Raw genomic sequence first — 12,714 nt, forward strand, 5'->3', positions numbered from 1 at the left:
TCTTGTAAGCTTGCAATACTTCAGGTTGACCATATGAGTTTGTAATTGCTTGACCCATAATCTTAGGGCCCCATGAAGTCGATACCATAAGTCCTGTGGAATTTGATCTATTAGGCACTAAAGCAGAACCAATTTGAGCAGATGTTAACGTACCGTTTAAACCTTGCGCATATTCATTTTGATAATCTGGTAAACGATTTACATTTCCTATATTGAAACTTGAGTCAAAAGTAATCGATGATTTCTCTCCTTTTCTACCTTTTTTAGTAGTAATTACAATAACACCAGATGCACCTCTAGATCCATAAAGAACTGTTGAAGCAGCATCTTTTAAAACAACCACGCTTTCAATGTCTTCAGGATTAATATCGATAGCGCGATTTGACGGCGATGCACCTCTTTGTAATGCAGCACCTCCACCACTATTATCGATAGGCACCCCATCCACAACATACAATGGTTGATTACTACCAGTAAAAGTAGTAAGTCCCCTTATTATTACACTAGATCCCGTAAAAGCTCCTCCTGACCCAGTTACGCGTACACCAGCAACCTTACCTACAAGTTGGTTGGTTACGTTTGTAGCTTTTGCGGCAGTAAGTTCTTTTGCTTGGATTTTTGGTGTAGAATAACCCAGAGATTTTTTATCTCTTTTTATTCCAAATGATGTTACTACAACTTCTTCTAAAGCGTTATCAGCCTGTACTAACCTCATGTTAATTACTGATGCACCTGTAACCTTCATAGTAGCCTCTTTCATTCCAATAAATGAAAAAACCAAAGTTTGTCCAACAGCTGCCTTTATGGAGTACTTACCATCGAAATTAGTTTGCACTCCTGTCTTTGTACCCATAATTAAAACATTTGCACCAGGAACAGGACCAAATGGGTCAGAAACTATACCCGTAATCGTTTTCTCTTGCGCAAACGCAAATTGCATGGACAATGCCAATAGCAATGAAAAAATCCATTTGAATTTTGATCTCATATTAATTTGTTTTGAATTAGTTATTTTACAAAAATCTTAATAATTTCTTAAAGAAACAAATTTATTTCACAAATAAAGAAACTAACATTTGTTAAATTTTCTACTCAAACAAACAGATTTTCTCAAAAATTTGGATAATTAATACCTATTATATGTTGATAATGCTACTAAAAAATACGTTTTTATTAAAATTAATTTAATGTTAATTCATTTTATTTTAACAACATATTTAGAAACATCGCAAATGCAAAAATCAATAACTCCAGCACTCAAGAAGGATTTAATGCTTATTACAAAACTTCGCAGCATTAGATAGTAGACAAAGTATTTAGTAGCATTACTTTATTTCACTATTATAAAAAATCTGTAGATTGTACATCAAAAAAGCTTGTAATGAAACAAATCCCTAATTGTCCCACAGTTTTGTCTTACTCTTTGGATTAAGTGCGAATTCATTCCTGAGATGCATTGTCTACAAAAATTTTAAATTGTCATTCAGAATAGCATTTACAACAGAACAGTCTGAACGCTAATTTCCTATCGTAAAATGCTTCTAAAGAAAAAACCATACTAGAAAACACTCCAGCAATAGCTTTCTCAGACACACCAAATAGTAACATAGAATTTTCATTTTGAAACTGTTGGCCTTTGCAAAGACTGCCTTCTGCCACTTACTCCATTTTAGTTTGAAACAATCCTAGAATAATTTTTGATATAACACACAGCTAAAATTAAAGCTACAGAAACGTTTAATTTTTTCTCAGTACTTTGTTAGTGGGAATAGTATGCTTTAGAATGGATCTGTTTTACTTACTTTTGTCAAAATCAATTTAATGTTAAGTCCTTTCTTTTTAACACAATATTTAGAAGCTGGAACAGATGAAGCAGGTCGAGGTTGTCTGGCAGGTCCTGTCACCGCGGCCGCTGTGATATTACCCGTAAATTTTCAAAATGAGTTATTGAATGACAGTAAACAATTGTCTGAAAAAGTGAGAGAAAAACTAAGACCTGTTATAGAGCGGGAATGCATTTCATTTGCCGTAACGCATCTGGAACCGTTGATTATTGATCAAATCAACATTCTGAATGCCTCCATAAAAGCAATGCAGGAATGTATTATAAAACTAAATCCAAGACCTGAATCCATAATTATTGATGGAAACAGTCCTTTTATTCCAAAAGGTGGAATTAAAAATAAAAACGGGAAAATTTTCACTGATGCTGAAATTGAAATCCTAAATTCGATTCCAAATACTAGTATTGTAAAAGGAGATTCAAAGTACATGAGTATTGCTGCCGCTTCGGTACTGGCAAAAACGTATCGAGATGAGTATATGAATCGGATTCACGAAGAATTCCCAATGTACAATTGGAAACAAAACAAAGGATATCCCACCAAAGAACACCGAGAGGCGATTCGAATTTATGGGGTCACAAAATACCACCGAATGACGTTTCGATTGTTGCCTGAACAATATTCATTTGATTTTTGATTTAAAGTAAATCGTTTGGCATCAAAAACTGATTTAAGATCTTTAAAAAAAATTTCTTTGATGTTATAGCACTATTAAAATTTATAAGTCTATGAGACATCTGAAATGAAAAATCTTTATTCTAAAAATACTCAATTAAACTTCGCTTCAAATAATTGTGCAAAATGTTTCAGGATTTTCTCTTTGACTTCTTCTTCATCAACTTTTTCTAAGCCAAGTTCTACATTCAAAGAAGTTACGGCTTTCCCTCTAATCCCACACGGAATAATATTGTCAAAATAACCCAAATCAGCATTTACGTTTAAAGCAAATCCGTGCATGGTTACCCAACGGGAAGCGCGAACGCCCATCGCACAAATTTTTCTGGCAAATGGTGTTCCTGCGCCTAACCAAACACCAGTCTCACCTTCGCTTCTACCACAAACGACTCCATATTCTTGAAGGGTCAGAATAATAACTTCCTCCAAAAAACGCAAATATTTATGAATATCCGTAAAGAAATTTTCTAAATCTATAATGGGATAGCCTACAATTTGTCCCGGTCCGTGATACGTGATATCGCCACCACGATTGATTTTGTAGAAGGTCGCTCCTTTGGCTTCGAGCTGCTTTTCAGACAGCAATAAATTACTCAAATCACCACTTTTACCCAGAGTATAAACATGTGGATGCTCTACAAAAAGAAAGTAATTTGGAGTTTCCAATTCGAGTTCTTCTCTGCGATTTCTAATTTTTAAATCAACGATTCCTTTGAACAATTCTTCTTGGTATTCCCAAGTTTCTTTGTAATCTTTAGTTCCTAAATCTTGAAGTTGGATTGTTTTGTTCATTTCTTGAAAGATGCAACGGTTAAGAGCTACAAAGGTACAATGTTTTTAAGAGAAGTTACCGAGAACAAAAGCTTCCACTGAATTACTCTAAAATAACTTCCAGATTAGTGCTCTCCGGATCTACCAAACAATCCGCTATCAGAAATTGTAATTCTAATGATTTTTTGTCATCGCTGATTTTTACATCTGGATTCGATACTGATTTTATTTTTCGAGGGAAATGATATTTCAAAATAAAATTTTGAACGGCTTTAAATTTAGAGAAGCGTATTTTTAATCTTTCAATTTCTTCTTGTTGCTTTTTTAATTCTACTGCGTCAGTAATTTTGACAATTCTTTTAAATGTATTTCCATCAAAAGTAAAGAACACACTATAATAATGTTCTTCGGCAACCAATGCATAATTATTTTCTATATCATCCGCATATTCTTCGGTCTTGTATAAATCCGCAACTTCTTCTATTGTGCTGAAATTTTGAGTGATTGCTGTGCTAAATTCTTTCTCGAAGGAGCTTTTCTTGAGGTGTACTATTACCGTGTTGAATTTTTGAAAAATAGCTTTTTCAAATGCTGGTAGTCGCGAAAATGTTTCTGAATATTTAGCGATCAAATCTTTGAAAACATAGGTTGTATCTTGAAATATTTCTTCTGTAGAATAGTCCTCTCCCAGCAATTGCATATAACTGTACTCTTCCCGTAGTTTGCTGACTTCAATTTCTCCGCTGCCATTTTCCTCTAAATGAATTGTTTCTGTGACTTGACAACTGGTTAAGAATAGGATTAGAAATAAGGTGATGTATTTTTTCATTGGGCTATTTACGTAATGATTTAATTTCAAATATACAGGTTTTGTACTATTTTTCACGTTCTTAAGTAAGATAAAAGTTGTGACCTAGCCCCGATAGTAGCAGCATCCTTTTTTTCTTGTTTTTTTGAACAAGGAAAAAAGATAGAGCGAATAGCGGGACGAATCGTCTTGAAAAAACAAAATTTTCTGCTCCAAAAAACGGTACATTTTAAACTTTAAATTTTAAAACTTATATAGTATCTTTGCGCTCTTAAAAACAGCATAAAATGGCATTATCCGAACAAGAAATATTACGCAGAGAAGCTCTTACTGAATTACGTACTTTAGGCATTGAGCCTTATCCTGCAGCCGAATTTATCACAACCGCTTATTCCAGCGAAATCCTTGCTGATTTCGACAAGTATGACGGAAAAGAAGTAGTTTTAGCGGGCCGTTTGATGGGAAAGCGTATCATGGGGAAAGCGTCATTTGCGGAATTGAAAGATGCTGAAGGACGGATTCAAATCTATGTTTCGAGAGATGATATTTCGACGGATGAGGAGAAAACCATGTACAATGTAGTTTTCAAAAAACTGTTGGATATTGGCGACTTTATTGGGGTTCGCGGAACGGTTTTCAAAACGCAAGTGGGAGAAATTTCGGTTCATGTTTACGGATTGACGGTTTTGGCAAAAGCCTTGAAACCACTTCCTGTTGTAAAAACGGATGCTGATGGAAAAACGTACGACGCATTTGCTGATCCGGAACAAAGATACCGTCGCCGTTATGTAGATTTAACAGTAAACGATCATGTGAAACAAACCTTTATCAAAAGAACCAAATTGTTCAATGCGATGCGTTCGTTTTTTAACGACAAGGGATATCTTGAGGTAGAAACACCTGTTTTACAACCGATTCCAGGTGGTGCTGCAGCACGTCCTTTTGTTACGCACCACAACTCGCTTGACATTCCGCTGTACATGCGTATTGCAAACGAATTGTACTTAAAAAGATTAATTGTTGGTGGTTTTGAAGGGGTATATGAGTTTTCGAAAAATTTCCGAAATGAAGGAATGGATCGCACACACAACCCAGAATTTACCGCTATGGAAATATATGTGGCCTACAAAGACTACAACTGGATGATGAAATTTGCCGAAGACCTTTTGGAGCACTGCGCTATTGCCGTAAATGGTAGTTCCGAAGTTACTTTTGGGGAACACACTATCAATTTTAAAGCGCCTTATGCTCGAGTAACAATGACAGACTCTATTAGGCATTTTACTGGTTTTGATATTTCAGGAAAAAGTGAAACTGAGTTATTTGACGCCGCAAGAGAGATGGGAATTGATGTTGATGCAACCATGGGAAAAGGAAAACTGATTGATGAGATTTTTGGCGCGAAATGCGAAGGAAATTACATTCAGCCTACTTACATCACGGATTATCCAAAGGAAATGTCTCCGCTTTGCAAACAACACCGTGACAATCCGGAATTGACAGAGCGTTTTGAATTAATGATTTGCGGTAAAGAAGTAGCCAATGCGTATTCAGAATTGAATGATCCAATTGACCAAAGAGCCCGTTTTGAAGACCAAATGCGTTTGGCTGAAAAAGGAGATGATGAAGCTACCGGAATTATCGATGAAGATTTCTTGAGAGCGCTTGAATACGGAATGCCCCCAACCTCTGGAATGGGAATAGGAATGGATCGATTGATTATGTATTTGACAAATAATGCCTCTATCCAAGAAGTATTATTGTTTCCACAAATGCGACCTGAGAAAAAACAGATCAAAATTGAACTAGAAGATGACGAAAAATTGATCGTTTCCTTATTACAAGGAAATGAAAACCAAATGGAGTTTGGTTTACTAAAAATCAAATCGGAATTGAGCGGTAAAAAGTGGGATAAAGCCATGAAAAACTTATCTTCTTTGGGATTGACTGAGGTTATCGTGAATGGCGATACTAAAGCGTGTAGATTGAAAGAATAAATTTATTCGAGAATAGTACATTTATAAAAAAAGGAGCTTCAAATAAAGCTCCTTTTACATTTATCTTCTTATAATTTTGATATGTCTTGATTTTAGCTTTTTGTCGTTAGTGAATTTTGCTACTTGTTTTCCTGCTTGAACAGGCCGATCAGACGAAAGTATAGTTGCGCCATTTTCAATTAATTTATAATATAAAGCATCTCCATTTGCGGCAGCGCTTTTATCGATATTGCCCATAGTACCTAAAATACAAGCTATTCCTCGGCCATGTAAATACTGATACACTTCTGCCCTTGGCTCTGCCGTACCCACAAACGCAATCATTTTATCTACTTTGACACCAAGATTTTCCATACGCTCCACATCTTCTTTTCCTCTTGCCGAAACCGAAATCATTAAATCGGGAGCCAGTTGCGCTACTTCGGCGGCTTGAGTTGCATTGTATGTAATAATAACGGAGTAGGCTTCCGCATTATTCCTGCGCACTGCATCTACAATCATTTTCATTGGAACTCCTTTTTTAACGTCAAGGTTATAAATTACTTTGCCTTTTCCCCATTGTAAAACCTGATCTAAAGTTTCTATTTTATAAAGGGTTTGATTGCCTTCATTATCCTCCAGAAATAATTGTTGCAGTTCTTTGTAAGTGTAGTTTTCTATCTTACCGGTACCTGTAGTGGTTCTATCCAGCTTGTTATCATGCATCATAACCAAGACAGAATCTTTACTCAGCGCAATATCCGTTTCTATAATTGTAGGATTGTATCGAATAGAATTTGCAAATGTTCCTATACAATTTTCTGGAAATCCAGTCGTTGGACCTCCTCTATGCGCACTTATCAAGGGGATACTTTTATTCGAATATTTTAAAAAACGATGCAATTCTGATGGTGTTTTAAATTGCAAAACATATTCTTTTGCTTGTGCAAAACTGAGAGCGCTAATTATTAAGAAGCAAAACGAAAAACAAAAATTCTTATTTTGAAACATATACTTTTTTTTAATTGGACTGTAAAAGTAAGGATTTGGAATGGTATCAAACGGCATCTCCAACTTAAAAGAAACTTAGTAACTACAAACTATAATTCAAATTTACACTCCATCTGTAATTTGCTTCAACATTACCGCCAGTAAGATTTTGATTGATGGGTAACATGGCATTAGCTCCAAAAGAAAGTCTGTCTTTCCCAACCTCAAAACCAACTTTCCCGAAAAAAATATCACCTTTTGTATTTCGTAATTTTTGATTGTACTGGTAATTGCTTTCATAGACTTCACCGGCAAAACCAAGTTGCGGGACAATAGAAAAACTATTTTTTTCGTATAAATAGAAAAAAGTTCCGGCGTAATTCAATTGATTTCCAAAACGGTAACTCTTTTGGTTTTCTGTTTTTATCACATAATTCAGCATAGAGTTTAAACCAAATTGTTTTCTTTTAACGACATATTCGGTTGCCAAAAGATAATCCCAACTTCCCGTTCCTACCTGAAAACTTGGATTAATACTCCCTGAATTTGCCTCATTAAATTTTCCGGTCGGCGCTTTTATCCCACCTCCCAATTGTAATGTATGTACCAAAAACGTACTGTCTTTATGGGTTTGATACAAACGATACATTGCCAAAACAGTAATATCGCCAATCCCATTAATGCTTTTGTTGCCAGTTGCGGTTTCTCTTTCATGAAAATGAAAGGGCAATAATGCCGAAACCTGAACCTTTTCGCTAAGCGGGATTCGGCCCCAAACCTGAACGGTATTGAAATTTTCTTTGTACCAAGGTGAATTGCTGTACAAGCCATCCATGGATTTGTATTGTTGATTGAAATACCGAATCCCAACGAAATTAGAATTCAACATCGAGGCGAATCCCATGCTTCCGCCACTGGCGGAGCAACCGCAGGCATCGCAGAAATCCTCTTCTTCAAGGAAGGAATGGTATTTTGTAAATGGATTTACGGTATTTAAACTGTCTTTTTCGGTGGCGCTTGCCAATTGAAAAAGAAGTACTAAAAGCAATGTGTATTTTTTCATGTTTGTTGTTTTTAGCCCTGATGGAAACGTAAAGCCCGGAGCGGTAAAAGCTTGTTTTTCTTGTCCTGAAAAAGCGACCGGAGGAAGCTCTTTTCAGAACATAGAAAAACGGCTTTTGTAGCGAGGACTTGCAGAGTACAGCAGGAAATAGTTTCTAAAATTAATATTCAGAAAAGCGCTTGTCTGTTAGGTATTGCGTGTCCGTCAATGTCTTTAGAAAAGCAATAATTTTTAATTTTTCTGTCGCTGTCAAAGGGATTCCGAGTGACCCGTTTTTATTCAAAATTGGGTCTAAAGTTGCTGAATTGACTACACCGGAATTGTAATGATCCATCACGGCTTCTAATGTAAATAAGCGTCCATCATGCATGTAAGGCGCTGTTTTTTCTATGTTTCTAAGACTTGGCACTTTAAATTTATACTTATCCTGAGGCAACTCCGTCACGCGAAAACGACCGATATCATTGTACGCGGGATCAATTGGCAAGCCATTGTTTCTAAAAGAATTGTCCGTAAACAAATCCGTGGCGTGACAACTGGAGCATTTTTGGTTGAAAATGGCATAACCGTCCTTCTCGTCTTGTATGAGCGTTCCGCCAGATTCATTGCGGCGGTACTTATCAAAACGGGAATTCGAGGACGTTACCATAACCATAAATTGTCCCAAGGCTTTGAGCATGTTTTCGGAATTGATTTGTCCATCCGTAAAAGCAATTTTGAATAGCTTTTGATAGGCTGAATCGCCTTTCATCATAGCAATCGCTTTCGCAAAATCGCCATTCATTTCTATAGGACTTGTGAACGGAATAATAGGCTGCAAATCCAAATGTGTGGTTGCTCCATCGTACATAAAAGTGGTTTGATAGGCCAAATTCTGGATTGGTGGCGTGTTTCGGGTTCCAATAGCGTCATCTACTCCATGACTCAAAGTATGGCCGTGATGCGTAAATGCATCTTCCTGAATGTGACAAAATCCACAGGAAACAATCCCATCCGAGGCCAATCGACCGTCATAAAAAAGTTTTTTCCCAAGTTCAAATCCTTTTTCGGTGGGTGGATTATTCGCCAGATCGTATGCCAAAGGCGGGAAATTTGCCGGAACCTGAAAGTTCAGAGGAACGTCCTGATAGTCTTCGCTTTCATCAGCAGAACAAGACCACAGCAACGGAAAAATGAGCAATATGATATATTTTGCTTTCATTTTATATTTTTTTAAAAAAGCGGTCGGAGATTTAATTTCCAACCGCTTTTTGATTAAAAAATTAATCGTTGTGAACGTGATCTATTTTGAACATAGAAGAAACGTTAGTAGTAACCAAAGCCAGTTTAGCGCCACCCATAACGGTTGCCGCTTCCGTAAGATTGATTTTATTAGTTCCATCTATAACTTGAGACAAGTCAGTCATGATGTGTACTTGAGGCGTAATTGTAGTTCGTACCAAAGCATTTTCAGGAAAACTCAAAGTAACTTCAGCATAATTATAATCGGTTCCGGTTTGTCCGGTATGTACTTTAAATTCTTTTGCCGTTGTTACCGTAGGAGCTGTAAAAGTACCTTCGAAAGCAACAAACTTATAACCTGCACTCCATGACCACATCATTCCTGCGGTTTGGGCTGTTGCCAAGAAATCTCCTTGACCCGTTGCTCCTGCTTCCCACTGCGTTTTATCGACTCCAATTCCGTATTTTACTTTAGTGTAATTTCCGGCCGGAATATTTGAAAGATTCAATAGTAATGTTGCAGGCGTCGCTTCATCTACAATAAAATAGCTTTGACTTTTTGGGTACGTAAAGGTAGTTCCATCCTCTTTTGTCAAGACAATATTACTCACGATGTACTTCACTTTTGAAACCGCTACAACCTCAGCATTCGAATTGGTGTAGTTCGTATTAAAAGCAAAATTAGCCGATTTGTATACGTTGTCAAATTCTAATTTTAAATTTCCGTTTCCGGTAATCATTTCATTATCATCGTCATTAGAGCAAGAAAACAAGGTAACTGAGATAGCCATTACAGCTAGTATATTTTTTAATTGAAATTTCATTTCTTAAAGTTTTTTATTTTGAATATAAGTACTGTTTCGCATGCTATTTTTGGGTTATTATTTCCAAAAAAAGCAAACAAATTTTCATCTGTTGTATAGAACAGAAGAAATAAAGCATACTACATGCTTAAAAAATTTATGAAATGAAAGTGGGTGGGTGAAAAATAGAAGCACTATTCAAATGAATGTATAAATTAGAATAGTATGGGTTTATTTTTTCTTTCGTATCAAAAAAAACTGTTGCAATTTCGAAAGATTTGATTTCCTCAAAAATGATCACATCAAGTATAGGAGCATTTCCTTTTTTATCGGAAGAAAGTGGTTTTTCAGCCTCAGAAGCTTTGGCTAATTCTTTCATCAAATGACATTTTCCGTTACATTGCATTTTAGGTTTGTCCTTATTGATACAAAGAACTTTTGAAATGTATTCATAATTCACGACATACTCTAAAACCGGAAGAACGGGTTTTACAAGCATGATTAATACAATTATGAATATGATTTTTTTCACCGTGCAAAATTACTAAATGATTGTTTGATAAAAAATAGTTTTGAATAGAATAATCATAAATAAAATCACTCTATTCAAAACCAAATACTTGAATGCTTTACGTCAATTTTAATTCGGGGATTTCAATCTCGTTTAATTCCGTTTTATAGCAATCAAACTGACTCAGAATCTCATTTTTAGTGCTTTCGAAAAAAGGAGTTGCTGCGAATAAATCCTCATAATATCCGATTCCTGAGAGCAAATTATTTTTGAACGAATTCCATTTTTTGGTTTGTCCCAAAGTTATTTCTTCAGTAACCGCTGAAATTTCATTTTTCAGATAATCCAAATACATTTTTAACTCCTTCACAAATAGATTTGGGCGATTAGTAACCGTCAATACTGATGCGTTTCCATAAATGTGCTGCACCATTTTAGACAGCGAAACTTCTTGATCAAAATACGCCATATTAGGTCCCGGACAAATGATTACTCCTTGCGCTTGCCCTTTTATTTTAATGTCGTTTTCAAGATAGGAAGCATTGGCTAAACCCACACAAAGACAGGCTTTCTCCGTAATACTGTTTTTCTTTTTTTCGAAAATTTCAGCAGTTAAAATATCTTTTTGAAGCAGTAATTCTTCCAGTTTTAAGTCTTGGTATTTCTTGGAAGATGTACAAATTCCTTGTGCATCGTATTCTTTGCTTAGCGCCAAAAATCGTTTTGGACACGAACTTCCCGCTTTGCTTTCCTCAATTCGTTTCAATTTCAACTTTTCATTCGTCGTTCCTCGTAACGTATTGAAAGGAATTCCCAATGGCGAAATGTGACTTAAATATAAATCATCTTCTTTGGCTCCAGCCAATAAATCTCTCGTGTGTTTATCTACCGAAGTGGCTTCAGGAACCAATAAAAATGGCGAACCCCAACCCACAGAATCCACTTCATAAAGATCCAATAGAAAATCGTGTTCTTCAGCAGTTCCTACTCCGCCCTGAACTGTGATTTTCAAATCCAAAGGCTGTTCTGGAACATGCATTTCTTTTTGTCCCAATGCTTTCACCATCAACTCATGTGCGGATTGAATCAATTGCTCCTTTTTCTGTTTGAATTCTTCTAGAATCGGTCCTAATAAATAGCCTTCAGTCGCAAAAGCATGACCTCCACAATTCAGTCCGGATTCGATTCGATATTCAGAAACCCAAAGTCCTTTTTTAGCTAAAAAATTCCCTTGAATCATCGCCGAACGAAAGTCGCTTACTTTCAGGGTAATTTTCTTTTTCAATACATTATTCACATCCGGAAAAAAAGCCGAAAAACTTTCGAAATAGCTGTATAATCTTGGATTCATCCCTGCTGATAAAACTACCGAAGATTCTAATGTGCTATTCACAAAACCACGAAGCGCCGCATGTGCATCATTAAAAATAATGGGTAATTGTTCGTCTTTGATGAAATTATCCTTATCCAATTTGGTCATAATATTGACATCAATATCGCCCGAATAAAGATTTTTCTCCAGATAATTCTTGATGTTTTCTTTGAAAGCGAAACCGTCTTCTATCAAGTTTTGTAAACCGGATTTAATCTCAGATTTATTGGGCAGCATGGCGATGTAATTTTCTAAAGCGGATTTGCTTTCGGATAATTCCGTCTTAAAGTTTTCGAATTTTTCCTTCACGATTTTGTCTACCAAATTCAGATAAGAAGTAATGCGTTCTGCGCGGTAATCATGTATTTTTTGGGTAATTTCCTGATATGGTAAATCGAATTTCTTGCTGTAAAAAGCATTCATTTTTTCGATAAGTTCATCATCCATAATTGAAATCACAGAAGAAATTCCATATTTGGCTACTCGTATCGGACTATCAATTGTGTAGGCAAGTCCCATAACGGGAATATGAAAAGTATGAAGTGGATTAGTCTTTGTCATGCTGAAATAATTTAATAAATAAACCACAAAAGTCGAGAAACAAAACTGTAAAAAAACTGATAAATGTCATGCTTTAGTATCTCTGAAGTTTCCTTTTTTAGAATTTTAGAGCACCAAAA

The 12,714-nt window shown here is 35.9% G+C and carries 11 protein-coding genes; 2 read left to right on the forward strand and 9 right to left on the reverse strand.

The genetic code is table 11. The annotated features are described in order from the left end of the window. Positions 1-988: TonB-dependent receptor plug domain-containing protein (locus ACEN2F_RS03100; RefSeq protein ID WP_441735942.1), on the reverse strand; the 988-nt coding region annotated here is incomplete at its 3' end. Positions 989-1,821: 833 nt separating this feature from the next. Between ACEN2F_RS03100 and ACEN2F_RS03105 the strand changes: the two genes are divergently transcribed. Beyond that, complete coding sequence (locus ACEN2F_RS03105) at positions 1,822-2,481, forward strand: ribonuclease HII (RefSeq protein ID WP_441735944.1); 660 nt, start codon at positions 1,822-1,824, stop codon at positions 2,479-2,481. 131 nt (positions 2,482-2,612) lie between these two features. Here the strand turns inward: ACEN2F_RS03105 and lipB are convergent, their stop codons facing one another. Then, entirely contained in the window at positions 2,613-3,311 is a 699-nt protein-coding gene (gene lipB, locus ACEN2F_RS03110) for a lipoyl(octanoyl) transferase LipB (RefSeq protein ID WP_441735946.1), read from the reverse strand. Between the two features lie 82 nt (positions 3,312-3,393). Then, positions 3,394-4,149, reverse strand: a complete 756-nt coding sequence (locus tag ACEN2F_RS03115; RefSeq protein ID WP_441735949.1) for a hypothetical protein — start codon at positions 4,147-4,149, stop codon at positions 3,394-3,396. Positions 4,150-4,385: 236 nt separating this feature from the next. Between ACEN2F_RS03115 and lysS the strand changes: the two genes are divergently transcribed. Beyond that, positions 4,386-6,095 carry a lysine--tRNA ligase gene (gene lysS, locus ACEN2F_RS03120; RefSeq protein WP_441735952.1) on the forward strand — a complete coding sequence of 570 codons (1,710 nt, stop codon included), beginning with the start codon at positions 4,386-4,388 and terminating at the stop codon, positions 6,093-6,095. Between the two features lie 60 nt (positions 6,096-6,155). Here the strand turns inward: lysS and ACEN2F_RS03125 are convergent, their stop codons facing one another. From ACEN2F_RS03125 to ACEN2F_RS03150, 6 genes are all read right to left on the reverse strand, one after another. Continuing rightward, entirely contained in the window at positions 6,156-7,001 is an 846-nt protein-coding gene (locus ACEN2F_RS03125; protein WP_441735954.1) for a glycerophosphodiester phosphodiesterase family protein, read from the reverse strand. A gap of 166 nt (positions 7,002-7,167) precedes the next feature. After that, complete coding sequence (locus ACEN2F_RS03130; protein WP_441735956.1) at positions 7,168-8,127, reverse strand: transporter; 960 nt, start codon at positions 8,125-8,127, stop codon at positions 7,168-7,170. Positions 8,128-8,287: 160 nt separating this feature from the next. Then, entirely contained in the window at positions 8,288-9,328 is a 1,041-nt protein-coding gene (locus ACEN2F_RS03135) for a cytochrome-c peroxidase (protein ID WP_441735959.1), read from the reverse strand. Positions 9,329-9,389: 61 nt separating this feature from the next. Then, positions 9,390-10,172, reverse strand: coding sequence for an MbnP family protein (locus tag ACEN2F_RS03140; RefSeq protein ID WP_441735961.1), 783 nt, complete (start codon positions 10,170-10,172; stop codon positions 9,390-9,392). Between the two features lie 136 nt (positions 10,173-10,308). Then, positions 10,309-10,650, reverse strand: coding sequence for a hypothetical protein (locus tag ACEN2F_RS03145; RefSeq protein WP_441735963.1), 342 nt, complete (start codon positions 10,648-10,650; stop codon positions 10,309-10,311). Between the two features lie 130 nt (positions 10,651-10,780). Then, positions 10,781-12,595 carry a hypothetical protein gene (locus ACEN2F_RS03150; protein ID WP_441735965.1) on the reverse strand — a complete coding sequence of 605 codons (1,815 nt, stop codon included), beginning with the start codon at positions 12,593-12,595 and terminating at the stop codon, positions 10,781-10,783. Between the last annotated feature and the right edge of the window lie 119 nt (positions 12,596-12,714).

Origin of the sequence: Flavobacterium sp. W20_MBD1_R3, assembly GCF_052119725.1 — a bacterium.
Classification (GTDB): Bacteria; Bacteroidota; Bacteroidia; order Flavobacteriales; family Flavobacteriaceae; genus Flavobacterium.

What these genes read in the sequence shown, in the direction of transcription:
- ACEN2F_RS03105 (WP_441735944.1), top strand. Translation starts at nt 1,822, where the DNA reads ATGTTAAGTCCTTTCTTTTTAACACAATATTTAGAAGCTGGAACAGAT.
- lipB (WP_441735946.1), bottom strand. Translation starts at nt 3,311, where the DNA reads ATGAACAAAACAATCCAACTTCAAGATTTAGGAACTAAAGATTACAAA.
- lysS (WP_441735952.1), top strand. Translation starts at nt 4,386, where the DNA reads ATGGCATTATCCGAACAAGAAATATTACGCAGAGAAGCTCTTACTGAA.
- ACEN2F_RS03130 (WP_441735956.1), bottom strand. Translation starts at nt 8,127, where the DNA reads ATGAAAAAATACACATTGCTTTTAGTACTTCTTTTTCAATTGGCAAGC.
- ACEN2F_RS03135 (WP_441735959.1), bottom strand. Translation starts at nt 9,328, where the DNA reads ATGAAAGCAAAATATATCATATTGCTCATTTTTCCGTTGCTGTGGTCT.
- ACEN2F_RS03140 (WP_441735961.1), bottom strand. Translation starts at nt 10,172, where the DNA reads ATGAAATTTCAATTAAAAAATATACTAGCTGTAATGGCTATCTCAGTT.
- ACEN2F_RS03145 (WP_441735963.1), bottom strand. Translation starts at nt 10,650, where the DNA reads ATGCTTGTAAAACCCGTTCTTCCGGTTTTAGAGTATGTCGTGAATTAT.
- ACEN2F_RS03150 (WP_441735965.1), bottom strand. Translation starts at nt 12,595, where the DNA reads ATGACAAAGACTAATCCACTTCATACTTTTCATATTCCCGTTATGGGA.